The sequence below is a fragment of the Burkholderia sp. Bp8994 genome (genome assembly GCF_003853805.1).
Taxonomy (GTDB): Bacteria; Pseudomonadota; Gammaproteobacteria; order Burkholderiales; family Burkholderiaceae; genus Burkholderia.
Genome location: NZ_QTQH01000004.1, coordinates 1 through 23,425, shown reverse-complemented (window position 1 = coordinate 23,425; position 23,425 = coordinate 1). Strand labels below are relative to the sequence as shown.

Below are 23,425 nucleotides of genomic sequence, written 5' to 3'. Positions count from 1 at the left end.
GGCGCGAATTTCGATTCGGTATGTCAAAAGTTGCTCAGGAACCATTCCTTCATCCGCGAGAAGATCTGCCCCGCGTTGCCGGACTGCACGGCGACCTTGCGACCGCGCATGCGCTGTGCACTGCCTTCGACCAGCAGGCCCATCGCCGTCGAGTAGCGCGGGTTGCGCACCACGTCGGCGAGGCCGCCTGCGTATTCCGGCGCGCCGATGCGCACCGGCTTCAGGAAAATGTCTTCGCCGAGCTCGACCATGCCCGGCATCATCGAAGCCCCGCCGGTAATGACCACGCCGGAGCTCAGCAGTTCTTCGTAACCCGACTCGCGCACGACCTGCTGCACGAGCGAGAACAGTTCCTCGACGCGCGGTTCGATCACGGCGGCAAGTGCCTGGCGCGACAGCGTGCGCGGACCGCGTTCGCCGAGGCCCGGCACTTCGACCATCTCGTCCGGATCGGCGAGCGCCTGCTTCGCGATCCCGTAGCCGACCTTGATGTCTTCCGCGTCCGGCGTCGGCGTGCGCAGCGCCATCGCGATGTCGCTCGTGATCTGGTCGCCGGCGATCGGAATCACCGCGGTGTGGCGGATCGCGCCTTCGGCGAAGATCGCGATGTCGGTCGTGCCGCCGCCGACGTCGACCAGCACCACGCCGAGATCCTTCTCGTCTTCAGTCAGCACGGCCAGCGACGACGCGAGCGGCTGCAGGATCAGGTCGTTCACTTCCAGCCCGCAGCGGCGCACGCACTTGACGATGTTCTGCGCGGCGCTGACCGCACCGGTCACGATGTGCACCTTCACCTCGAGGCGGATCCCGCTCATGCCGATCGGCTCGCGCACGTCTTCCTGGCCGTCGATGATGAATTCCTGCGTGAGGATGTGCAGCACCTGCTGGTCGGTCGGGATGTTGATCGCCTTCGCGGTCTCGATCACGCGCGCGACGTCGGTCTGCGTGACTTCCTTGTCCTTGATCGCGACCATCCCGCTCGAGTTGAAGCTGCGGATGTGGCTGCCGGCGATCCCCGTGAACACGTTGGTGATCTTGCAGTCGGCCATCAGCTCGGCTTCCTCGAGCGCGCGCTGGATCGACTGCACGGTGGCCTCGATGTTGACCACCACGCCCTTCTTCAGACCTTTCGACTCGCTCTGGCCGAGGCCGATCACCTCGTAATGGCCTTCGCCCTTCAGCTCGGCGACGATGGCCACCACCTTCGACGTGCCGATGTCGAGGGAAACCAGCAGATCCTTGTAGTCTTTGCTCATAAAGTGCTCTTGCGTGTGATCTCTCGTTACTTCTTGCGCTTGTCGGTATCGGTCAGGAACCGCATGCCTGCCGCACGAATCGCGAATCCGTTCGGATAACGCAGGTCCGCGTACTCGATGTCGTTGCCCCAACGCTCCGTGACGGCCGGCCACGCGGCGACGAGGCGCTGGCTCCGGTCATGCAGCGACTCGCTGTTGCGTTCCTTGCCCAGCTCGACCTGCATGCCGTTCGACAGCTTCACCGTCCACGCGTAGCGCGCCGACAGCGTCACTTCTTCCGGCGCCGCCTTCAGCGGCGCAAACCAGTTCGCGAAGTCGTGATACCGCGTGACGACTTCCTTCGCACTGCCCTCCGGGCCGTCGAACGCGGGCAATTCCTGATCCAGTTCGCCCTGGTTCGCGGTGAACAGCTCGCCGTCGACGCTCACGAGCTGCGCACTGCCCCAGGTCCCGAGCGGTTTGTACTCCTCGAGCGTGACAGCCAGCGCATTCGGCCACACCCGGCGCACGCTCGCGTGGCGCACCCACGGCATCTGCTCGAACGCCGCCCGCGCCGCGTCGAGATCGACCGTGAAGAAATTGCCCTTCAGCCGGCCGACCACGCCTGCACGCACCGTCGGCGAGTTGATGTGCTCGGTGTCGCCATCGATCCGGATTTCGCGCAGCGCGAACGTCGGACGCTGGATCAGCCAGTAGCAGCCGGCCGCCGCCAACACGAGCAGCAACAGCGCGTACAGCGCGCTGGCGGCAAGGTTGAGTTGGCGAACGTTGTTCCACATACGTCGTTCCGTTCCTGCGTCAGTCGTTGAGCGTAAGCGACAGCACCTTCACGACCAGCTCCGAATAGCTGATGCCGATCGAGCGCGCGGCCTTCGGCGGCAGCGAGTGGTCGGTCATCCCGGGGGCCGTGTTCACTTCCAGGAAATACGCGTTGCCGGCGGCGTCGAGCATGAAGTCCGCCCGGCCCCAGTCGGTGCAGCCGAGCACGTCGAACGCGCGGCGCGCGATGCGCTTCAGTTCCGCTTCCTGTTCGGCGGGCAGCCCGCACGGAATCAGGTATTGCGTGTCGTCGGCGACATACTTCGCGTGGTAGTCGTAGAACTCGCCGGCCGGCACGATCTTGATCAGCGGCAGGTCGAGATCGCCGGCGATGCACGCGGTGTATTCGCCGCCGCCTTCGATGCTCTTCTCGACGATCACGATCTTGTCGTGCGTCGCCGCTTCCGACAGTGCGGCGGGCAACGCGTCGGCCGTCTTCACCTTCAGCACCGCGACGCTCGAGCCTTCGCTCGCCGGCTTCACGAACAGCGGCAGGCCGAGCTTCGCGACGATGTCCGCCGCGCGCGCCGCGTAGTCGTCGCCGCGCATCACCGTCTCGAACGGCGGCGTCGGCACGCCCGTCTGCTGCCACACGAGCTTCGTGCGGAACTTGTCGAGGCCGAGCGCCGAGCCGAGCACGCCGCTGCCCGTGTAGCGGATCCCGTAGAAATCGAGTGCGCCCTGGATCTGGCCGTTCTCGCCGTAGCCGCCGTGCAGCGCGTTGAACGCGCGCACGAAGCCTTCGTCCTTCAGCGCCGACAGCGGCCGCTCGGCCGGGTCGAACGGATGCGCGTCGACGCCCGCGTCGCGCAGGCCCTGCAGCACGAGGCGGCCCGAGGTGAGCGACACCTCGCGCTCGGCGGATTCGCCGCCGAACAACACCGCCACCTTGCCGAAACGTTTCGGATCGATCCCGCTCATGTCATGCCTTCTGTTGAGTATGTTGCACGAGCTTCGCCGGCACGCCGCCGATCGAACCCGCGCCCATCGTGATCACCACGTCGCCGTTCTGCGCGACCTTCGCCAATGCATCCGGCACGTCGTCGACCGTCGCGACGAACACCGGGTCAACCTTCCCCACCGCGCGCAGCGCACGCGACAGCGCATCGCCGTTGGCCGTCGCGATCGCCGCTTCGCCCGCGGCATAAACTTCCGTCAGCACCAGCGCGTCGACCGTCGACAGTACGTTGACGAAATCGTCGAAGCAGTCGCGCGTGCGCGTGTAGCGGTGCGGCTGGAACGCCAGCACGAGGCGGCGGCCCGGGAACGCGCCGCGCGCGGCCGCGATCGTCGCGGCCATCTCGACCGGGTGGTGGCCGTAATCGTCGATCAGCGTGTACTGGCCGCCGTCCGCGCTCGGCACCTCGCCGTAGCGCTGGAAGCGCCGGCCGACGCCGTTGAATTCCGCGAGCGCCAGCTGGATCGCGTCGTCCGCCACGCCGAGATCGGTCGCGATCGCGATCGCCGCGAGCGCGTTCTGCACGTTGTGCAGGCCCGGCAGGTTCAGCACCACCGCGAGCGGCGCACGGCCTTCGCGGATCACCGTGAAGTGCATGCGGCCGTCGCGCGCGTCGATGTCTTCCGCGCGCACCTGCGCGTCCGGCGACAGCCCGTAGCGCACGACCGGCTTCGAGATGAACGGGATGATCTGCCGCACGTTCGGATCGTCGACGCACACCACCGCGCTGCCGTAGAACGGCAGGCGCTGCGTGAACTCGATGAACGCCTGCTTGAGCCGCGCGAAATCGTGGCCGTAAGTGTCCATGTGATCGGCGTCGATGTTCGTGATGACTTCGATCACCGGATACAGGTTCAGGAACGACGCGTCCGACTCGTCGGCCTCGGCGACGATGAAGTCGCCCGTGCCGAGCCGCGCGTTCGCGCCGGCGCTGATCAGCCGGCCGCCGATCACGAAGGTCGGGTCGAGGCCGCCTGCCGCGAGCACGCTCGCGACGAGGCTCGTCGTCGTGGTCTTGCCGTGCGTGCCGGCGATCGCGATGCCCTGCTTCAGGCGCATCAGTTCCGCGAGCATCACCGCGCGCTGCACGATCGGCACGCGCTGGCTACGCGCGGCCAGCACCTCGGGGTTGTCCGAGCGCACGGCCGTCGATACGACGACCGCGTTCGCGCCCTCGATGTTCGCCGCGTCGTGGCCGATCGCGATCCGCGCGCCGAGCGCCTCGAGACGGTCGGTCACCGCGTTGCGCGACAGGTCGGAGCCGCTGACCTCGTAGCCGAGGTTGACGAGCACTTCGGCGATGCCGCTCATGCCCGCGCCGCCGATCCCGACGAAATGAATGTGTTTGACGATGTGTTTCATTGCAGTTTTTCCAGGTTCGCGCCGGCCGCCTTCGCGCAGACACGCGCGACTTCGTCGGTGGCCTCGGGCTTCGCCAGCGAGCGCGAACGCTCCGCCATGTCCGCGAGCGACGCCCGCGACTGGCCGCGCAGCCAGTCGGCGAGCAGTTCCGCCGACAGGTCGCGTTGTTGCACCAGCACGGCCGCGCCCGCATCGGCGAGGAACGCGGCGTTGGTCGTCTGGTGGTCGTCGACCGCGTACGGGAACGGCACGAACAGCGCCGCCACGCCCACCGCCGCGATCTCCGACACCGTCATCGCGCCGGAACGGCAGATCACGAGATCCGCCGCCGCGTACGCGCTCGCCATGTCGTCGATGAACGGCACGAGCCGCACGTCTTCGCCGGCCGCGAAACCGGCCGCTTCGTAATTCGCCTTCAGCGCGTCGATGTGCTTCGCGCCGGCCTGGTGCACGACGCGCGGGCGCTCGTCCGGCCTCAGCAGCGCCAGCGCGCGCGGCACGACTTCGTTCAGCGCGGCCGCACCGAGGCTGCCACCGACGACCAGCACGTTCAGCGGGCCGCTGCGCGACGCATAGCGTGCTTTGGGCGGTTCCGTGTGCGCAAGTTCCGCACGAATCGGGTTGCCCGTCCATTCCGCGTGCGGCAGCGCGCCGGGAAACGCGACGAGCACGCGTTTGGCCAGTTTCGCGAGCACCTTGTTGGTCAGGCCCGCGATCGAATTCTGTTCGTGCAGCACGAGCGGACGACCCGACAGCGCGGCCATCACGCCCGCCGGGAACGTGATGTAGCCCCCCATCCCGAGCACGACGTCCGGCCGCACGCGGCGCAGCGCGCCGAGGCTCTGCCAGCATGCGCGCAGCAGGTTGAACGGCAGCGTCAGCTTGGTCTTCAGGCCCTTGCCGCGCAGTCCGCCGAAGCGCACGTATTCCATCGGAATGCCGTGCTTCGGCACGAGCGTCGCTTCCATCCCGGCCGGATTGCCGAGCCACACGACGCGCCAGCCCGCCGCTTCCATCCGGTGCGCGACCGCGAGCCCCGGGAACACGTGGCCCCCGGTGCCGCCTGCCATCACCATCAGCGTGCGTCGCGACGCGGTCATACCTTCCCTCCCCGCATCAGGACGCGATTTTCATAATCGACCCGCAGCAGCACCGCGAGCGCGACACAGTTCAGCAGGATGCCCGAACCGCCATAGCTCACGAGCGGCAGCGTCAGGCCCTTGGTCGGCAGCAGGCCGAGGTTCACGCCCATGTTGATGAACGTCTGCGCGCCGAACCAGATACCGATGCCCTTCGCCGTCAGGCCCGCGAACGTGCGATCGAGCGCGAGCGCCTGGCGGCCGATCTCGAACGCGCGGCGCACGATCCAGTAGAACAGCAGGATCACGACCATCACGCCGACGAAGCCGAGTTCCTCGCCGATCACCGCGAGGATGAAGTCGGTATGCGCTTCGGGCAGGTAGTTCAGCTTCTCGACGCTACCGCCGAGGCCGACGCCGAACCACTCGCCGCGGCCGAACGCGATCAGCGAATGCGTGAGCTGGTACGCCTTGCCCTGCGCATAGCGTTCGTCCCACGGATCGAGATACGCGAAGATCCGCTCGCGGCGCCACGGCGACAGCCATACGAGCATCGTGAAGGTGCCGACCGCCGTCGCGACCAGGCCGCCGAACAGCTTGCCGTTCACGCCGCCGAGGAACAGCACGCCCATCGCGATCGCGGCGACCACCATGAACGCGCCCATGTCCGGCTCGAGCAGCAGCAGCGCGCCGACGAGACCGACCGCGAACGCCATCGGCAGAAAGCCTTTCGCGAAGCTCTGCATGTACTCCTGCTTGCGCACCGTGTAGTTCGCCGCGTAGATCGTCACCGCGAGCTTCATGATTTCCGACGGCTGCATGTTCGTGATGCCGAGCGGAATCCAGCGGCGCGCGCCGTTCACGCCCTTGCCGACGTGCGGGATCAGCACGATCACGAGGCCGACCAGCGCGATCAGGAAGAGATGCGGCGCGTATTTGTCCCAGGTCGACACCGGCACGCGGAACGCGATCACCGCCGCGATGAACGCAACGACGAGCGACACGCAGTGGCGCATCAGGAACGCGTAATCGTGATACGACGCGTATTTCGGCGAATCGGGCATCGCGATCGACGCCGAATACACCATCACGACGCCGAGCCCGAGCAGCGCGATCGCGACCCACAGCAGCGAGTAGTCGAAGTCGAGCATCCGCGAGCGGCTCGGCCGCACGCCGTTGACGACGCTCGCGAGGCCGCCGGTCGCAGCGCGCGTGGCGGACGCGACGCGACCGCCGGCGGCATTGCCGCCGGTGTCGCGCCGGTCGTTGAAACGGGAGACGAGGCGATCGGACCAGCTCATGGCGTCGCTCCTTTGTCGATGGCGACTTCATCCACCGCCGCGCGGAACACCTCCGCGCGATGGGCGTAGTTCCTGAACATGTCGAGGCTCGCGCACGCGGGCGACAGCAGCACCGCATCGCCCGGCTCGGCGAGCTCGGCGGCGGCACGCACCGCGCCTTCGAGCGTCGCGTGGTCCGCGAGCGGCACGCCGGTTTCGGCGAGCGTGTCGCGAATCGCCGGCGCGTCGCGGCCGATCAGCATCACCGCACGACACCAGCGCGCGACCGGCGCGACCAGCGGCGCGAAATCCTGCCCCTTGCCGTCGCCGCCGGCGATCAGCACGATCTTCTGCGCGAGCCCGTCGAGCGCGGCCACCGTCGCGCCGACGTTCGTTCCCTTGCTGTCGTCGACGTAGTCCACGTCGTCGATCGTCGCGATCACTTCGACGCGATGCGCCTCGCCGCGGTATTCGCGCAGCGCGTGCAGCAGCGGCGCTGCGGCCAAGTCGATCGCACGCGCGAGCGCGAACGCGGCCAGCGCGTTCGCCGCGTTGTGCAGCCCGCGGATGCGCAGCGCGTCGACCGGCATCAGGCGCTTCTGCGCGATGTCGGGCGTATGCGCGCCGTCGCGCTTGCGCCGGCGGGTCGTCGTCGTTTCGTCCGGCGCGTCGCGGTCGACCGCTTCGACCAGCCACGCGATACCGTTATCGCGCGACAGCCCGTAGTCGCCGTCCTGCACCGGCTCGTTCAGCCCGAACGTGACCGTGCGCGCCGCATCGGCCGCGCCGGCGGCCGGCGCGAACTTCATCACGGCCGCATCGTCGCGGTTGAGCACGCGCGTGGTCGTCGCGCCGAAGATCCGGCCCTTCGCGGCCGCATACGCGTCGAAGCTGCCGTGCCAGTCGAGGTGATCCTGCGTGATGTTGAGAATCGCGGCCGCGTCGGGCGCGAACGTGCGCGCCGTCTCGAGCTGGAAGCTCGACAGTTCGAGCACCCAGACGTCGGGCAGCGCCGTCTCGTCGATCGCGCCCGCGAGCCGGTCGAGCATCGCCGGGCTGATGTTGCCGGCGACGGCGACCTTCTTGCCCGAACGCCGGCACAGCAGGCCCGTCAGGCTCGTCGTCGTGGTCTTGCCGTTGGTGCCGGTGATCGCGAGCACCTTCGGCTGGTAGCCGCTCGTGCCGAGCGCGCGCAGCGCCTGCGCGAAGAATTCCAGTTCGCCCCAGACCGCGATCGCGCGCTCGTTCGCGGCCGCGATCAGCGCCGCCAGCGCAGGTTCGAGCGGCGACAGGCCGGGGCTCAGCCCGACGATCTCGACGCCGCCGTCGAGCAGCGCGGGCGTGAACGGCCCGCCGACGAACTCCGCATCGATGCCTTCGGCCTGCAGCGCGGCAAGGTTCGGCGGCGCCTCGCGGGTATCGGCAATACGCAGCCGGCACCCGTGCCTCGCGCACCACCGCGCGATCGCGAGACCCGATTCACCGAGCCCCAGTACGAGCACCATCGGCCGCTGCCGATCTCCAAACATCTCGCCAGACATCCTTGTTACCTTTCCTTTACCGCAGCTTGAGGGTGGACAGACCGAACAGGCACAGCATCAGCGTGATGATCCAGAAACGCACCACCACCTGCGTTTCCTTCCAGCCGGACAATTCGAAATGGTGATGCAGCGGCGCCATCTTCAGCAGGCGCCGCCCTTCGCCGTAGCGCTTCTTCGTGTACTTGAACCACGACACCTGCAGCATCACCGACAGCGTTTCCGCGACGAAGATGCCGCCCATGATGAACAGCACGATTTCCTGGCGCACGATCACCGCGACCGTGCCGAGCGCGCCGCCGAGCGCCAGCGCGCCGACGTCTCCCATGAACACCTGCGCGGGGTGCGTGTTGTACCAGAGGAACGCGAGCCCTGCCCCGCCCATCGCAGAACAGAAGATCAGCAGTTCACCGGCGCCCGGGATGTGCGGGAACAGCAGGTATTTCGAATAGACCGAGCTGCCCATCACGTACGCGAACACGCCGAGCGACCCGCCGACCAGCACGACCGGCATGATCACGAGCCCGTCGAGGCCGTCGGTCAGGTTCACCGCGTTGCTCGCGCCGACGATCACGAAATACGTCAGCACGATGAAGCCCCAGACGCCCAGCGGATAGCTGATCGACTTCAGGAACGGCAGCATCAGGTCGGCCCGCGCCGGCAGCCCCATCGACAGGCCGCTCCTCACCCACGCCATGAACAGGTCGAACACGCGCACGTTGTTCGCCTCGGACACGCTGAATGCGAGGTAGACCGCCGCGAACAGCCCGATCACCGACTGCCAGAAATACTTTTCGCGCGACGACATCCCGCGCGGGTCCTTGTAGACGACCTTGCGGTAGTCGTCGACCCAGCCAATCACGCCGAAGCCGAACGTGACGAGCATCACGATCCAGATGAAACGGTTCGTCAGGTCGCCCCACAGCAGCGTCGCGACCGCGATGCCGATCAGGATCAGCACGCCGCCCATCGTCGGCGTGCCGGACTTGACGAGATGGCTTTGCGGGCCGTCCTTGCGCACGGCCTGCCCGACCTTCATTTGCGTCAGCTTGCGGATCACCCACGGTCCGCACACGAGCCCGATACCGAGCGCGGTGATGGTAGCCATCACCGCGCGGAACGTCAGGTACGTGAACAAGCGCAAAAAGCTTGCGTCTCCCTGCAGCCATTGCGCCAGCGCCAGCAGCATGCTTCCTTCCTTCTACTCAGTGTGCAGCGGGCACCGTGCCCGCCGCGGGTTGGTTCGTCAGCGCGTCGACCACGCGCTCCATCTTCATGTACCGCGAGCCCTTCACGAGCACCGTCGCCCGCGCGCCATAGCCCGCCGCGAGCAGCGCCGTCACCAGCGCGCCGACGTCGCCGAAGTGGCGGGCCGTCTCGCCGTACGCCGTGCACGCATCGCGCGACGCATCGCCGAGCGCGAACAGCGCATCGATGCCGCGCTCGCGCGCATACGCACCGATCTCCCGGTGAAACGCCGGGCCTTCGTCGCCGACTTCACCCATGTCGCCGATCACCAGCACGCGCGGCGCCGGATGGGCAGCAAGCACGTCGATCGCCGCACGCATCGAATCGGGGTTCGCGTTGTACGTATCGTCGACGACCGTCGCGCCCGCGAGGCTGCCGGCGATCGCCTGCTTCACCTGGAGCCGGCCCTTGACCGGTTCGAACGACTCGAGGCCCTGCTTGATCGCCGACAGTTCGACACCCGCGCCCAGCGCCGCGGCCGTCGCGGCCAGCGCGTTGCGCGCGTTGTGCTCGCCGAGCGCACGCAACCGCACCGTGACGGCGCCCGCCGGCGTGTCGATCGCGAGTTCGCCGCCGTGAAGGCGACCGACGACCTGCGCATCGTTCTGCCGTTCGGCGTCGTGCAGTGCGAAATCGAGGATCCGGTTGCCGGTCGCCGCGACGCGCCAGATGCCCGCGTACGCATCGTCGGCCGGGAACACCGCGACGCCGTCCGGCGGCAGCGCGTGGATCACGGCCGCGTGTTCGAGCGCGACGGCTTCGACCGTCGCCATGAATTCCTGGTGTTCGCGCTGCGCGTTGTTGACGAGCGCGACCGTGGGCGCGGTGAGGCGCGCCAGAACTTCGGTCTCGCCCGGGTGGTTCATGCCGATCTCGATCACTGCGAGGCGATGCGCGGTCGACAGGCGCAGCAACGTCAGCGGCAGCCCGACGTCGTTGTTCAGGTTGCCGGCCGTCGCGAGCCGCGCGTCGGTACCGACCGCCGCGGCGAAGATCGACGCGATCATTTCCTTGACGGTCGTCTTGCCGTTGCTGCCCGTCACCGCGACGAGCGGCAGCGCGAATCGTTTGCGCCAGCCGTGCGCGAGCGCGCCGAGCGCGGCACGCGTTTCGCCGCCTTCGATCGCCGGCATCGCGAGACCCGCCGGCACGTGTGCGACGAGCGCCGCCGACGCGCCGCACGCGGCCACGTCGCCGAGGAAGTCGTGCGCGTCGAAGCGCTCGCCCTTCAGCGCGACGAACAGGTCGCCAGGGCCGACCGTGCGGCTGTCCGTCGACACGCGCTCGAACGTGGTGTCCGGATCGCCGTGGACGGTGGCGCCGGGAATCAGGCGGGCGGCTTCGCCCAGACTGAGCATCGTCATTCGCCGCCTCCCTTGCCATGCGTCGCGCGTGCCGCGAGTGCGAGCCGCGCGTGATCCTGATCGGAGAACGTGCGCTTCTTGCCCATGATTTCCTGCGTTGCCTCGTGCCCCTTGCCGGCCAGCACGACGACATCCTCGCGGGCGGCGCCGCGCACGGCCTGCAGGATCGCGCTCGCGCGATCCTCGATGCGGCGTGCGCGATCGGGCGCGGTCATGCCCGCGATGACCTGGTCGATGATGCGCTGCGGATCCTCGCTGCGCGGGTTGTCGCTCGTGACGACGACTTCGTCGGCGAGCCGCTCGGCGATCGCGCCCATCAGCGGACGCTTGGTCGCATCGCGATCGCCGCCGCAGCCGAACATGCAGACGAGCCGTCCGCCGCGCGCCGCCGCGATCGGGCGCAACGCGTCGAGCGTCTTCTCGAGCGCGTCGGGCGTATGTGCATAGTCGATCACGACCAGCGGTTCATCGTTCGCCAGCCGGCCGCCAAGGCGCTGCATGCGGCCGTTGACGGACTCGAGCCGCGCAATTTCCGCGACCGCCGCGTCGAACGGCAAGTCGGCCGCGAGCAGCGAGCCGAGCACCGCGAGCAGGTTGCTGACGTTGAAGGTGCCGAGCGTGCCGACCTCGATGTCCGCGTCGCCCCACGACGAGCGCAGGCGGAATGCCGTGCCCGTGGCGGTCGCGCGCACGTCGAGCGCGACCAGCTCGCGATCGGCGTCGGCTGCGTGCACGTCGCCGATCCCGTAGGCGATCGTGCGCACGCGGCCGGCCAGCTTCTCGAGCAGGCGGCGGCCGGCTGCGTCGTCGCGATTGACGACCGCCGCGCGCAGGCCACGCCATGCGAACAGCTTCGACTTCGAGGCTTCGTACGCATCGAACGTGCCGTGATAGTCGAGGTGATCCTGCGTGAGGTTCGTGAACACGGCGATGTCGAATGCCGTGCCGTTCACGCGGCCCTGGTGCAGCGCGTGCGATGACACTTCCATCGCGACGGCCTTTGCGCCCGCGTCGTGCAGTTGCGCGAGGCTGCGCTGCAGCTGCGGCGCGTCCGGCGTCGTGAAGCCGGTCGGCACCAGCTGCCCCGGCATGCCGCTGCCGAGCGTGCCGATCAGCGCGCACGGCTGGTGCAGCGCCGTCAGCGCGGCCGCGATCCAGTGCGTGCACGACGTCTTGCCGTTGGTGCCGGTCACGCCGATGGCGAGCAGACTGTCGCTCGGGTCGCCGTACCAGCCGCTGGCGATCTCACCGGCCAGCTGGTCGAGCGCCGGCACCGCGAGTGCGACGGGTGCGACCGGCGCGGCTGCAAGGCCTTCCGGCTGATACAGCACGGCGGCCGCACCGCGGGAGACGGCCTCGGCAATGAAGGCGCGATTGTCTGCCCCGTCGACCGCATAGCCGAGAAACACGTCGCCTGCCTGCAGGCTGCGCGTGTCGGCATGCAGTTGCGCCGCGGGGGCCACATGCTGGCGCAGCCACGCAAGCGCGGCCGCGATCTGCTGATGCGCCGGATGGGAACTGCGAGCGGCGCTCATCGAACAACTCCTGGTGAATTACGTGTCGTGCTGGATACGATCATATGCTTCGCACTGCCGCCGGCGGCGAGCTTTTGCGGGCCCGTCTTGGCGGGCGTGCCCGGCGTGTCGTCGGACACGACCAGTTGCTTGATCGGCATGTTCGGCGGCACGTTCAGCGCACGCATCGTGTCGCCCGCGATCGCCGAGAATACGGGGCCCGACACCTGGCCGCCGAAGTGGCTGCCGGCGGTCGGCTCGTCGACCGACACCGCGATCACGACGCGCGGATTCGGCATCGGCGCCATCCCGACGAACGACGCGCGGTACTTGCGCGTGTAGCCGTGACCCTCATGCTTGTACGCGGTACCGCTCTTGCCGCCGACCCGATAACCCGGCACGGCCGCATCCGGCGACGTGCCGCCCGGCGCGACCACCGTCTCGAGCATCGCGCGCACTTCGCGCGCGGTGGTCGGGTTGAACACCTGCGTGCCCACGATCGGCTGATTGGGGTCGGTCTTGAAAATGGTCACGGGCATCAGCTCGCCGTCGTGCGCGATCGCCGTGTAGGCGCGTGCGAGCTGGAACAGCGACACCGACAGGCCGTAGCCGTACGACATCGTCGCCTGCTCGATGCGCCGCCAGTTCTTCCACGGACGCAGGCGGCCGGCCACCGCGCCCGGGAACCCGACCTTCGGCGCCTGACCGAGGCCGATGCTCGTATACATATTCCACATTTCCTCGGGCCGCATCGTCATCGCGATCTTCGTCGCGCCGATGTTGCTCGACTTCTGGATCACGCCGCCGACCGTCAGCGTGCCGAAACCCGCGTCGTCGGTGATCGGCGCGCCATCGAGCACGAAATGCCCGTTGCCCGTTTCGACGAGCGTGTTCGGCGTCACGCGGTGCAGGTCGAGCGCGAGCGACACCGTAAACGGCTTCATGATCGAGCCCGGCTCGAACACGTCGGTCATGATCCGGTTGCGCAACTGCTCGCCCGTCATGCGCGAACGGTCGTTCGGGTTGTAGGTCGGGTAGTTGACGAGCGCGAGCACCTCGCCGGTACGCACGTCGACCACCATCGCCGCGCCGGCCTTCGCCTTGAACTTCTCGACGGCGGCCTTCAGGTTCGCATACGCGATGTACTGGATCTTGCTGTCGATCGACAGGTCGACGTCCGTCCCGTTGTGCGGCGGGATCTGCTCGGCGACGTCCTCGACGATGTGCCCCATCCGGTCCTTGATCACGCGGCGCACGCCGGACGTGCCGGACAGCATCTTCTGGTCGCCGAGCTCGACGCCTTCCTGCCCTTCGTCCTCGACGTTCGTGAAGCCGATCAGGTGAGCAGTGATCTCGCCTTCCGGATAGAAACGCTTGTATTCGTTGCGCTGATAGACGCCGGGGATGTCGAGCGCGGCGACCTTGTCCGCGATGTCGATCGGCACCTGGCGCTTCACGTAGACGAATCCCTTGTCTTCCGACAGCTTCACGCGCAGTTCCTTCGGCGTCATGCCGAGGAGCTTGCCGAGCTGATTGACCTTGTCCGCGCCGAGATCGTCCGGCACGGCATCCGGAATCGCCCAGATCGCGCGCACGGGCAGGCTCGTCGCGAGCACGAGCCCGTTACGGTCGAGGATCTTGCCGCGCGTGGCCGGCAGCTCGATCGTGCGCTGGTAGCGGCTTTCGCCCTGCTTCTGATAGAACGCGTTGCCGGGCCCCTGGATCCAGAACGCCCGCGCGGCCAGTGCGACGAACGCCATGAACAGCAGGAACACGACGAATTTCGAGCGCCACATCGGCAGGTGCACGCCGAGCACGGGGCTCGACGAGAATTTCACGTCCTGGCGCTTTTGTGCCGGCTTCATCGCGCGCCTCCCCCGCCCTTGGCGGCCGTCTCGGCCGAAGCCGGAATCGGTGCGTCGATCGCCTTCACGGCGCCCGGCGGCAGCGTCAGGTATTGGGTGCGACCCGTCGTGATCGCCTGCATCTTCAGCGAATCGTTCGCGAGTTGCTCGATACGCGACGTCTTCGACAGCGCGCTCTGCTGATATTGAAGCTGCGCGTAGTCCTGCTGGAGCTGACGCTCCTGCGACTGCGCACGCTGCAGCTGGATGAAGATCTGGCGCTGCTGGTTCGTCGAATTGACGACCGACAGCGCGCAGCCCATCACGATGATCAGCAGGAAGATATTGAAGCGGCTCATGGCGTGACGCGCTCCGCGATGCGCATCACGGCCGACCGGGCGCGCGGATTCGCGGCAACTTCCGCTTCGCTCGGAAACTGGCGGCTGATGATCTTGAGCGGCGGGCTCGGGAGGTCGACGGCGCGGATCGGCAGGCGACGATCGACCGCAGGCGCGCTCGCGTGCGCCTGCATGAATCGCTTGACGATCCGGTCCTCGAGTGAATGAAAGCTGATGACCACCAGCCGCCCCCCTTGCTCCAGCAACGACAATGCCGTGTCTAGTACGACTTGCAGGTCCGCAAGCTCTTGATTGACGTGAATCCGTATAGCCTGAAAGGTGCGGGTTGCCGGATCCTTGCCCTTCTCACGGGTTTTGACGACGTTACCCACGATTTGGGCAAGCTCGCCCGTGGTGTCGAGAGGCCCAAGACGGTCGGACTCTGCCCGGCGAGCAACAAGCGCCTTTGCAATCTGAAAAGCAAACCGTTCTTCCCCATAATCCCGTATCACCTCCGTCAATTCCTGCACCGAAGCCCGCGCGAGCCACTCGGCCGCCGACTCGCCGCGCGTCGGATCCATTCGCATGTCCAGCGGGCCATCCGCGCGAAAGCTGAAGCCGCGCGCCGGATCGTCCACCTGCGGCGAGGACACGCCCAGGTCCAGCAACACACCCGACACCTTCTCGACGCCGCGCGCCGCAAGCGCGTCGCGCATCGATGCAAAGCTGTCATGCACGATCGAGAAGCGCGCATCCTCGATGCGCTGCGCCGTCTCGATCGCCCTCGGATCCTTGTCGAACGCGATCAGCCGGCCGGCCGCCGCCAGCCGCGCGAGCACCGCGCGGCTGTGACCGCCGCGCCCGAACGTACCGTCGACATAAATGCCGTCCGGCCGCGTCACGAGCGAATCGACCGCTTCGTCCAGAAGCACGGTCCGATGCTGCAATTCGTTTCCCATCGCGGGCGTCTCCGTCACCGCAATCAGAACGTGAAATTCTTCAGCGCGTCGGGCATGCCCTGCGCCATCGCTGCCTGCTCCTTCGCGATGTAGGTCTGCGAATCCCACAGCTCGAAGTGACTACCCATTCCCAACAACATGACTTCCTTTTCCAGTCCGGCCGCCATCCGCAGCTCGGGCGATACGAGAATCCGGCCCGCGCTGTCGAGATCGACATCCATTGCATTGCCGAGAAAGATCCGCCGCCACCAATGTGCATCCATCGGCAGCGCGGCGATCTTGGCGCGGAATACCTCCCATTCGGGGCGCGGAAACAGCAACAGGCAGCCGTCCGGGTGCTTGGTCACAGTCACCCGTCCTTCTGCCTGTCCTTGCAGCGCTTCGCGATAGCGAGCCGGCACCGACATCCGCCCTTTCGCATCGAGCGTCAGCGCCGACGCCCCTTGGAACACTTTCCGCTCTCCCGTTCAGGGCACCGAAGCACCCGCTCAACGCTCAAGAATTTAGCCCGAATAGCCCGCCAAATCACACAAAAATACACTTTCTCACACTGTCTCCCACTTTAGAGGAAGGGTTTGGCACGGTCAAGGGAGCGGCCCGGTTTTTTGACGAATTTTGTTAGTTAGAACAAGGACTTACGCGCACATGCTCATGCGGCCCCTCATACCAAAAACCGTTATAAATGAATGAGCTAGTGCAACTTGTGAAGGTGATACGTGAGAAAGGCGGGCCAGACTGGCGTGCGGACGGGGCTTTCGGGGGCGGGAAAACGCGGAAAAAACGGGCGGTATCGATGGGTGACGGAGGTGGGCGGCGTCATGCGCCGCCCACCTCCGAATGTCACAGATAGTATGCAGTGCTCGTCATGACTTTCGACGCGGCGCGCATCAGCATCCGTGCGGGCAGCGGCAGTTCGATCCCGCCGGCATCGGTCGCGGCCTTGCCGTGCTTCACCTCGTCGAGCCGCATCTGCTCGACGATCGCGCGCGACGCCGTGTCGGTCGCCGGCAGCTCGGACAGGTGCCCGTCGAGGTGGCTCTCGACCTGACGCTCCGTCTCCGCCATGAAGCCGAGGCTGACCTTGTCGCCCAGCGTGCCGGCGACGACACCGATCGCGAGCGCGCCGGCGTACCACAGCGGGTTGAGCAGGCTCGGACGCGAATCGAGTTCCTTCAGCCGGTGCGCGGTCCACGCGAGATGATCTTCCTCCTCGCGCGCGGCTTCCTCGAACATCGCCTTCGACGACGACGAGCGCGCGGTCAGCTTCTGCGCCTGATAAAGCGCCTGCGCACAGACCTCGCCGACGTGGTTCACGCGCATCAGCCCTGCGGCATGCGTGCGCTCCGCGGGGGTCAGTTCGCCGGCCGGCGGCTCCGCCGGCGCGGGCACTGGGCGGCTCATCCGGCTAATGCCGGTCAGCGATCGCAGGCCGCGATCGAATTCGCTGATCAGTTCGTCCAACACCATCCTGTTCTCCTGGCTGCGTGCGCTGCCGCGGGCGGCAACGGCACGTGCTCCGCTACGTAACCGACTTGATTATTCAGCGGAAATTGCGGTTAACCCGTGATTTTAACCATTGTTGCATAAAGGAAACATGGGAACCTTGAGCCACGGCATTTCGCTTTGTCGGAAAAATCGGCTTTGCTACATTACGTGCGACTTCTTGCGAAGTTGATGGGGCCCGTCAACACACCATAACTATCCGCCCCGCCAAAAAAATTCAGTGATTCTTGGAGATCCGTTAATGAAAAAGTCGCTTCTCGCGCTCGTCGCGCTGGGCGCGTTTGCTGGCGCTGCACATGCGCAAAGCAGCGTGACGCTTTACGGCATCATCGATGAAGGCTTCATCTTCAACAACAACGCCAAGGGCGGCCACCTGTACGGCCTGGCAAGCGGCGTGATGCAAGGCAGCCGCTTCGGCCTGCGCGGCACCGAAGATCTGGGCAGCGGCCTGAAGGCAATCTTCGTGCTCGAGAACGGTTTTGACGTCAACTCCGGCAAGCTCGGCCAGGGCGGCCTGATGTTCGGCCGCCAGGCTTACGTCGGCCTGTCGAGCCAGTACGGTACGGTCACGCTGGGTCGCCAGTACGACTCCGTCGTCGACTTCGTCGGCCCGCTCGAGGCAGGCGACCAGTGGGGCGGCTACATCGCCGCTCACCCGGGCGACCTCGACAACTTCAACAACGCTTACCGTGTGAACAACGCGGTCAAGTACACGAGCCCGACCTACGGCGGCTTCTCGTTCGGCGGCCTGTACAGCTTCGGCGGTCAAGCCGGCCAGTTCTCGAAGAACCAGGTCTGGTCGCTCGGCGCCGGTTACAACAACGGCCCGCTGGTGTTGGGTGTCGGCTACTTGAACGCACGTACGCCGGCGAACTTCGGCGGCATGTTCAATACGGGCGCGTCGGCTGCGGCGACGGCCGTGTCGTCGCCGGTCTACGGCGCGTATGCGAACAGCGCGAACACGTACCAGGTCATCGGTGCGGGCGGCGCATACACGTTCGGCGCAGCGACGATCGGCGCGACGTACTCGAACACGAAGTTCAAGGGCTTCTCGGTCGGTCCGTTCGTGAACCAGACCGCGACCTTCAACAACGGCGAAATCAACTTCAAGTATCAGTTGACCCCGGCATTGATCGTCGGTGCGGCGTACGACTACACGCAAGGCAGCAAGATCGACGGCAACTCGGCAGCCAAGTACCACCAGGGCTCGCTGGGCGTCGACTACTTCCTGTCGAAGCGCACGGACGTCTACGTGATCGGCGTGTACCAGCATGCATCGGGCAACACGCTCGACTCGGCAGGCAACGTCGTTCAGGCACATGCTTCGATCAACGGTCTCGATCCGTCGACGACCAGCAACCAGGTCGCGGCGCGTGTCGGTATCCGTCACAAGTTCTAATCAGCTTGCCTGACAAGCCGCAGCATCTTGAAGGCGCCTTCGGGCGCCTTTTCTTTTGGGGCTGCGAAGCGGTGTGCGGTGTGCGCGGAATGATCGCCGGGTCACGCGCTCTTGGCGACGAATCGTTCGCGACGCTGACTCGACACGAACGCCACCATTTGCCGACTCCGGCGTGCAGCGAAGTGCCGCCCCGTTCGAATCGAATCGGCGGCGGGCGGCCCGACCGGGGCGCTCCGCCCGCCGCGGCGCGCCCGGACGAACGCGCGCCGTTCCGATATGGCGCGGCAGCCCTGATGCCGCACCACAAACAAAAGAGCCCGGCACAGACCGGGCTCCTTCGTTCGACTTGAGTGTTACGCGCGTCCGTCGCGCAGCTCGCGCCGCAGGATCTTGCCGACGTTCGTCTTCGGCAGCTCCGTGCGGAACTCGACGAGTTTCGGCCGCTTGTAACCGGTGAGCCGCTCCTTGCAGTACGCGAGGATGTCCTTGTCGGTCAGCGCCGGATCCTTCTTCACGACGAACAGCTTCACGGCTTCGCCCGAATGCTCGTCTGGCACGCCGACCGCCGCCACCTCGAACACGCCCGGGTGCGACGCCACCACGTCCTCGACCTCGTTCGGATACACGTTGAAACCGGATACCAGGATCATGTCCTTCTTCCGGTCGACGATTTTCACGTAACCGCGCGCGTCCATCACGCCGACGTCACCGGTCTTGAAGAAACCGTCCGCGAACATGACCTTCGCGGTTTCTTCCGGGCGGTTCCAGTAGCCGGCCATGACCTGCGGCCCGCGGATGCAGATCTCGCCCGGCTCGCCGAGCGCGACGTCGTTGCCGGCGTCGTCGCGGATGGCAATTTCGGTCGACGGCAGCGGCAGGCCGATCGTCCCGCTGTACTCGGTCGCCGTCACGGGGTTGCAGGTCGCGACCGGCGACGTTTCGGACAGGCCGTACCCTTCGATGATCGCCGTTTGGGTCTTCTCGTACCAGCGCTTCGCGACGCCTTCCTGGATCGCCATGCCACCGCCGTTGGCGATCACGAGCTTCGACAGGTCGAGCTGGTTGAATTCGGGATGGTTCAGCATTGCGTTGTACAGCGTGTTGACGGCGGGAATCGTCGAAATCTGGTATCCCTTCAGTTCCTTGATCATGCCGCCGATGTCGCGCGGATTCGGAATCAGGATGCCCATGCCGCCCGTGCGCATCGTCAGGAAGCCGCAGACCGTCAGCGCGAACACGTGATAGAGCGGCAGCGCGACTACCGTCACGAATTGCTTCACCTCCGGGTACTTCGCGTGCGCGGGATGGTGCCAGGCGCCGGCCTGCAGCACGTTCGACACGATGTTCCGGTGCAGCAGCGTCGCGCCCTTCGCGACACCCGTCGTACCGCCCGTGTACTGGAGGAACGCGACGTCGTCTGGGCCGATCTTCGGCGGCTTGAAGGTCTGCCGCGCCCCTTCGGACAGCGCGGCCTTGAAGCGCGTGAACGACGGGAGCTGCCAGGCCGGCACCATCTTCTTCACGTTGCGTACGACGTAATTGACGAGCCAGCCCTTGATGCCCAGCAGGTCGCCCATCGACGCGACCACGACATGCTTGACGTCGGTATTGGCGATAACGGCCTGCAACGTCGACGCGAAATTCTCGAGAATGACGATCGCCTCGGCCCCGCTGTCCTTCAGCTGATGTTCGAGCTCGCGCGGCGTATAGAGCGGGTTGACGTTGACGACGGTGTAGCCCGCGCGGAGCACGGCAACGATCGCCACCGGGTACTGCAGCACGTTCGGCATCATGAGCGCGACGCGTGCGCCGCGCTTCAGGCCACGCGACTGCAGCCACGCGCCGAACCGGCGTGACAGTGCATCGAGTTCGCCGTACGTGATGCTCTTGCCCATGCAGACGAACGCCTTGCGGTCGCGATACTGCCTGAAGCTCTCGTCGAGGAGATCCGGGACGGAAGGATATGGAGACGCGTCGATTTCGGCTGGAACGCCGGGTGGGTACGATTTCAGCCAAATTTTATCCATACCGCGCGTCTCCTCACTGATTTTCGAATGGTCGTGCTAAAACGCATCGTAGCGGCTCGCCCGTCCTGAGACAACAGGGTTAGATGTCCACTTCGAACTTTCGAACGCATTCGTCCGATCATATCTGGAAGTTCCGTCAAGTCCGCTCAACTTCCACCAAACAATCGTAAAAGGTCGCCGAGTTGCCGAGGTCGGTCAGCGCCTGACTCGTCACTTCGTTCGTGTTCCGACCGTCCGCCGACAATTTCTTCCACCAGATCGACAGTCCGACGACGAGCCCCGCCCGCGCGCGATCAGTCACTCTTGCGACCGCCTGCATCGATCCGCGGTCGTTGAATATGCGTACGACGTCGCCCTCCGCGATGCCGCGCGCATCGGCGTCGGCCGGGTGAATATCGAGATGCGGCTGGCCTTCCGTGCTGCGCAGGCTGTCCACGTTCACGAACGTGCTGTTCAGGAAGTGCCGGGCCGGCGGCGAAATCATCGCGAGCGGGTAGCGGGCGGCGAGTTCAGGCGCCGCCTCCGCCGATTCGAACGGCGGCAGGTAATCGGGCACCGGGTCCATGCCCATCTGCTCGAGTCGCGCGCTGTAGAATTCGCATTTGCCGGACGGTGTGCGAAAGCCGCCATTCGCGAAAGGCGCGTCCGCAACCTTGAGCTTCAGCCAGCCGGCACGCTTCAACGTCTCCCAGTCGCTGTCGAGTGCCGGATCGTCCCAGCGAAGCGCCGCCTGCGCGACCTCTTCGTCGCTGTGATAAAGCGCGGGCTCGTCCAGCCCCATGCTGCGCGCAATGCCGCGAAAGATTTCGGTGTTCGGTCGTGCGTCGCCGACCGGCGGAATCGCCGGCAGATTCGCCATCACATAGGTGTGGCCGTACGACTTGTGGACGTCGAGATGCTCGAGCTGCGTCGTGGCCGGCAACACAATGTCGGCGAAGTCGACGGTATCTGTCTTGAAGTGCTCGAGAACGACCGTGAACAGGTCTTCGCGCGCGAACCCGGCGGCGACTTTCGACGAGTCGGGGGCAACCGCAACCGGATTCGAGTTGTAGACGATCACTGCTTCGACCTTCGGCCCGAAAGTCGCGTCGCCCGGATGCAGCAGTGCATCGCCGATGGCATTCATGTTGATGATGCGCGGCAGTTTCTGCGGCCAGCCGGGCATCAGATCGGGGCGCAGCAGCGCCGCCTGATTGACCGGTGCAGATTCCGACGACGACAGCAGCAGCCCGCCGGCCCGGTCGCGCCACGCGCCCGTCAGCGCAGGCAGGCTCGCAATCGCGCGCACGGCGTTGCCGCCCCCGCGCACGCGCTGCATGCCGTAATTGAGGCGGATCGATGCCTTGCGGGTCGCGCCGTAACGACGTGCGAGTTCGATCAGTTCCGACGCCTCGATGCCGCAGATTTGCGCGACACGCTCCGGCGGATAGGACAGGGCTCGCGCCTTGAGCGCATCGAAGCCGAGCGTATGGCGTGCGATGTAGTCGTGATCGAGCAGATCCTCGGTGATCAGTACATGCATCATGCCGAGTGCGAACGCTCCGTCGGTGCCCGGTTTCAATGCGATGTGCTGATGGCATTTCTCTGCCGTCAGCGAGCGGTAGGGATCGATTGCGACGAGACGGGCGCCGCGACGCTTGGCTTCCTGCGCACGGGTCCAGAAATGCAGGCTGGAGGCGATCGGGTTGGCGCCCCAGATCAGGATCAACTCGCTTTCCTCGAAATGCTCGAGATGCATGCCGACGCTTCCGCCATACGTATAGCGCAGCCCTGCTGCGCCGGCCGCCGCGCAGATGGCCCGCTCGAGCCGGGACGCACCGAGTTTATGGAAGAACCGCTGGGCGATGCCTTCGCCCTGCACGAGCCCCATCGTTCCCGCGTAGCTGTACGGCAGGATCGCCTCCGGCGCGCGCGCGGCGATTTCGCCGAGACGACGACCGATCTCGTCGAATGCTTCGCTCCAGCTGATCGGCACGAAGCGCCCCTCCCCCTTCGCGCCCACGCGCTTGAGGGGAACAGTGAGTCGGTCGGGATGATGAACGCGGTCGGCGTATCGGCTGACTTTCGTACACAGCACGCCTTGCGTCGGCGGATGGTCGGGATCGCCCGCGACCTTGATCGCCCGACCGTTTTCGACGGTCACACGCATTGCGCACGTGTCCGGACAATCGTGCGGGCATACGGCCCGAGCTATCTGAGTGGCGGCGTTCATCGTTCTGGATGCTACTGGGGTGGAGATTCGCAAATTCTACGTGGCCACGCCGAATAAGGCGTCATTTCGCACGAGTTTCCGGCCTATTTGGCTAAAAAGCGGAGGCGGCGGATGGCGAATATCGATACGGGACGAACTTTGAAAAGTCGGTGCGACGATGTGGAGCGGGTATGAATGGTGCCAGGCCAGCGGCTTCGCCGAGTTCGCGCGAGTCGATTATTGACCGAAGATAGAAGCGAACAGGCGGGCGAATGGTCCTGGAGGATGGAAAGTGGATATGCGTTGCGGCTTGAGCAAAAAACGGGAGAGATTCGACGGCCTGAGATCGCGTATTTCTTTGCCGCAAATGCAAAAACCCCCGCCTTTTCGGGCGGGGGTTTCTGGCTTAGGGAGCCTGACGATTACCTACTTTCACACGGGAATCCGCACTATCATCGGCGTAGAGTCGTTTCACGGTCCTGTTCGGGATGGGAAGGGGTGGGACCGACTCGCTATGGTCATCAGGCAAAGAGGGTTGTCACGTTGCTTCGCAACGCGACCAATCTGGGAAGAAGCAGTAATTTTGAGTTGTGTGTATCACACACGAGAATCCAACTTGTCGCTCTGGATCTTGCGGCCGGTGCTGTCGCACGGCGCCGATCTACAAGGCAGACTTGTTATAGGATCAAGCCTTACGGGCAATTAGTATCAGTTAGCTGAACGCATTACTGCGCTTACACACCTGA

18 protein-coding genes and 1 rRNA gene are annotated in these 23,425 nt (G+C 66.0%); 1 reads left to right on the top strand and 18 read right to left on the bottom strand.

The window, feature by feature from the left end:
- Positions 1 to 23: 23 nt before the first annotated feature.
- The 15 genes from ftsA to coq7 form a co-directional block, all read right to left on the bottom strand.
- Positions 24 to 1,256 (bottom strand): cell division protein FtsA, encoded by a 1,233-nt coding sequence (gene ftsA / locus DIE04_RS04985; protein ID WP_044844232.1) that lies wholly within the window; start codon positions 1,254 to 1,256, stop codon positions 24 to 26.
- A 26-nt stretch (positions 1,257 to 1,282) separates the two neighbouring features.
- Complete coding sequence (locus tag DIE04_RS04980; protein WP_124520021.1) at positions 1,283 to 2,035, bottom strand: cell division protein FtsQ/DivIB; 753 nt, start codon at positions 2,033 to 2,035, stop codon at positions 1,283 to 1,285.
- A 19-nt stretch (positions 2,036 to 2,054) separates the two neighbouring features.
- Positions 2,055 to 2,996, bottom strand: coding sequence for a D-alanine--D-alanine ligase (locus tag DIE04_RS04975; protein ID WP_059535171.1), 942 nt, complete (start codon positions 2,994 to 2,996; stop codon positions 2,055 to 2,057).
- Between the two features lies 1 nt (position 2,997).
- Positions 2,998 to 4,395 (bottom strand): UDP-N-acetylmuramate--L-alanine ligase, encoded by a 1,398-nt coding sequence (murC, locus tag DIE04_RS04970; RefSeq protein ID WP_044844234.1) that lies wholly within the window; start codon positions 4,393 to 4,395, stop codon positions 2,998 to 3,000.
- Complete coding sequence (gene murG, locus DIE04_RS04965; protein WP_124520023.1) at positions 4,392 to 5,495, bottom strand: undecaprenyldiphospho-muramoylpentapeptide beta-N-acetylglucosaminyltransferase; 1,104 nt, start codon at positions 5,493 to 5,495, stop codon at positions 4,392 to 4,394. The genes murC and murG overlap by 4 nt, the downstream gene beginning before the upstream one ends.
- Entirely contained in the window at positions 5,492 to 6,775 is a 1,284-nt protein-coding gene (ftsW, locus tag DIE04_RS04960) for a putative lipid II flippase FtsW (RefSeq protein ID WP_044844236.1), read from the bottom strand. The genes murG and ftsW overlap by 4 nt, the downstream gene beginning before the upstream one ends.
- On the bottom strand, positions 6,772 to 8,283 hold the full coding sequence (gene murD, locus DIE04_RS04955) for a UDP-N-acetylmuramoyl-L-alanine--D-glutamate ligase (RefSeq protein ID WP_044844237.1): 1,512 nt from the start codon (positions 8,281 to 8,283) through the stop codon (positions 6,772 to 6,774). Before murD ends, ftsW begins: the two co-directional genes overlap by 4 nt.
- A 28-nt stretch (positions 8,284 to 8,311) precedes the next feature.
- Positions 8,312 to 9,481: a phospho-N-acetylmuramoyl-pentapeptide-transferase gene (mraY, locus tag DIE04_RS04950; RefSeq protein ID WP_006752439.1), complete on the bottom strand. Its 1,170-nt coding sequence runs from the start codon at positions 9,479 to 9,481 to the stop codon at positions 8,312 to 8,314.
- Positions 9,482 to 9,497: 16 nt separating this feature from the next.
- Positions 9,498 to 10,904, bottom strand: a complete 1,407-nt coding sequence (gene murF / locus DIE04_RS04945; protein ID WP_124520025.1) for a UDP-N-acetylmuramoyl-tripeptide--D-alanyl-D-alanine ligase — start codon at positions 10,902 to 10,904, stop codon at positions 9,498 to 9,500.
- The gene (locus tag DIE04_RS04940) at positions 10,901 to 12,439 is read right to left on the bottom strand and encodes a UDP-N-acetylmuramoyl-L-alanyl-D-glutamate--2,6-diaminopimelate ligase (protein ID WP_124520027.1); all 1,539 of its coding nucleotides are present in this window, start codon (positions 12,437 to 12,439) and stop codon (positions 10,901 to 10,903) included. Before DIE04_RS04940 ends, murF begins: the two co-directional genes overlap by 4 nt.
- Positions 12,436 to 14,283, bottom strand: coding sequence for a penicillin-binding protein 2 (locus tag DIE04_RS04935; protein WP_124520029.1), 1,848 nt, complete (start codon positions 14,281 to 14,283; stop codon positions 12,436 to 12,438). Before DIE04_RS04935 ends, DIE04_RS04940 begins: the two co-directional genes overlap by 4 nt.
- Positions 14,280 to 14,621: a cell division protein FtsL gene (gene ftsL / locus DIE04_RS04930; RefSeq protein WP_044844241.1), complete on the bottom strand. Its 342-nt coding sequence runs from the start codon at positions 14,619 to 14,621 to the stop codon at positions 14,280 to 14,282. Before ftsL ends, DIE04_RS04935 begins: the two co-directional genes overlap by 4 nt.
- Complete coding sequence (gene rsmH, locus DIE04_RS04925; protein WP_124520031.1) at positions 14,618 to 15,559, bottom strand: 16S rRNA (cytosine(1402)-N(4))-methyltransferase RsmH; 942 nt, start codon at positions 15,557 to 15,559, stop codon at positions 14,618 to 14,620. The genes ftsL and rsmH overlap by 4 nt, the downstream gene beginning before the upstream one ends.
- A gap of 23 nt (positions 15,560 to 15,582) precedes the next feature.
- Positions 15,583 to 16,011, bottom strand: a complete 429-nt coding sequence (gene mraZ, locus DIE04_RS04920) for a division/cell wall cluster transcriptional repressor MraZ (RefSeq protein WP_006400450.1) — start codon at positions 16,009 to 16,011, stop codon at positions 15,583 to 15,585.
- A 388-nt stretch (positions 16,012 to 16,399) separates the two neighbouring features.
- Positions 16,400 to 17,026: a 2-polyprenyl-3-methyl-6-methoxy-1,4-benzoquinone monooxygenase gene (gene coq7 / locus DIE04_RS04915; RefSeq protein ID WP_059608158.1), complete on the bottom strand. Its 627-nt coding sequence runs from the start codon at positions 17,024 to 17,026 to the stop codon at positions 16,400 to 16,402.
- A 277-nt stretch (positions 17,027 to 17,303) separates the two neighbouring features.
- Here coq7 and DIE04_RS04910 point away from each other — a divergent pair, with 277 nt between their 5' ends.
- A complete protein-coding gene (locus DIE04_RS04910) occupies positions 17,304 to 18,461 on the top strand; it encodes a porin (protein ID WP_044844243.1) in 1,158 nt (385 codons plus the stop codon).
- A gap of 353 nt (positions 18,462 to 18,814) precedes the next feature.
- Here the strand turns inward: DIE04_RS04910 and DIE04_RS04905 are convergent, their stop codons facing one another.
- The 3 genes from DIE04_RS04905 to rrf all read right to left on the bottom strand — a co-directional run bounded on the left by DIE04_RS04905 (position 18,815) and on the right by rrf (position 23,205).
- Positions 18,815 to 20,488, bottom strand: coding sequence for a long-chain fatty acid--CoA ligase (locus DIE04_RS04905; protein WP_124520033.1), 1,674 nt, complete (start codon positions 20,486 to 20,488; stop codon positions 18,815 to 18,817).
- 136 nt (positions 20,489 to 20,624) lie between these two features.
- Complete coding sequence (locus DIE04_RS04900; protein WP_124520035.1) at positions 20,625 to 22,700, bottom strand: molybdopterin-dependent oxidoreductase; 2,076 nt, start codon at positions 22,698 to 22,700, stop codon at positions 20,625 to 20,627.
- A gap of 392 nt (positions 22,701 to 23,092) precedes the next feature.
- Positions 23,093 to 23,205, bottom strand: a 5S ribosomal RNA gene (gene rrf, locus DIE04_RS04895).
- Positions 23,206 to 23,425: the final 220 nt, after the last annotated feature.

What these genes read in the sequence shown, in the direction of transcription:
- ftsA (WP_044844232.1), bottom strand. Translation starts at nt 1,256, where the DNA reads ATGAGCAAAGACTACAAGGATCTGCTGGTTTCCCTCGACATCGGCACG.
- DIE04_RS04980 (WP_124520021.1), bottom strand. Translation starts at nt 2,035, where the DNA reads ATGTGGAACAACGTTCGCCAACTCAACCTTGCCGCCAGCGCGCTGTAC.
- DIE04_RS04975 (WP_059535171.1), bottom strand. Translation starts at nt 2,996, where the DNA reads ATGAGCGGGATCGATCCGAAACGTTTCGGCAAGGTGGCGGTGTTGTTC.
- murC (WP_044844234.1), bottom strand. Translation starts at nt 4,395, where the DNA reads ATGAAACACATCGTCAAACACATTCATTTCGTCGGGATCGGCGGCGCG.
- murG (WP_124520023.1), bottom strand. Translation starts at nt 5,495, where the DNA reads ATGACCGCGTCGCGACGCACGCTGATGGTGATGGCAGGCGGCACCGGG.
- ftsW (WP_044844236.1), bottom strand. Translation starts at nt 6,775, where the DNA reads ATGAGCTGGTCCGATCGCCTCGTCTCCCGTTTCAACGACCGGCGCGAC.
- murD (WP_044844237.1), bottom strand. Translation starts at nt 8,283, where the DNA reads ATGTTTGGAGATCGGCAGCGGCCGATGGTGCTCGTACTGGGGCTCGGT.
- mraY (WP_006752439.1), bottom strand. Translation starts at nt 9,481, where the DNA reads ATGCTGCTGGCGCTGGCGCAATGGCTGCAGGGAGACGCAAGCTTTTTG.
- murF (WP_124520025.1), bottom strand. Translation starts at nt 10,904, where the DNA reads ATGACGATGCTCAGTCTGGGCGAAGCCGCCCGCCTGATTCCCGGCGCC.
- DIE04_RS04940 (WP_124520027.1), bottom strand. Translation starts at nt 12,439, where the DNA reads ATGAGCGCCGCTCGCAGTTCCCATCCGGCGCATCAGCAGATCGCGGCC.
- DIE04_RS04935 (WP_124520029.1), bottom strand. Translation starts at nt 14,283, where the DNA reads ATGAAGCCGGCACAAAAGCGCCAGGACGTGAAATTCTCGTCGAGCCCC.
- ftsL (WP_044844241.1), bottom strand. Translation starts at nt 14,621, where the DNA reads ATGAGCCGCTTCAATATCTTCCTGCTGATCATCGTGATGGGCTGCGCG.
- rsmH (WP_124520031.1), bottom strand. Translation starts at nt 15,559, where the DNA reads ATGGGAAACGAATTGCAGCATCGGACCGTGCTTCTGGACGAAGCGGTC.
- coq7 (WP_059608158.1), bottom strand. Translation starts at nt 17,026, where the DNA reads ATGGTGTTGGACGAACTGATCAGCGAATTCGATCGCGGCCTGCGATCG.
- DIE04_RS04910 (WP_044844243.1), top strand. Translation starts at nt 17,304, where the DNA reads ATGAAAAAGTCGCTTCTCGCGCTCGTCGCGCTGGGCGCGTTTGCTGGC.
- DIE04_RS04905 (WP_124520033.1), bottom strand. Translation starts at nt 20,488, where the DNA reads ATGGATAAAATTTGGCTGAAATCGTACCCACCCGGCGTTCCAGCCGAA.
- DIE04_RS04900 (WP_124520035.1), bottom strand. Translation starts at nt 22,700, where the DNA reads ATGAACGCCGCCACTCAGATAGCTCGGGCCGTATGCCCGCACGATTGT.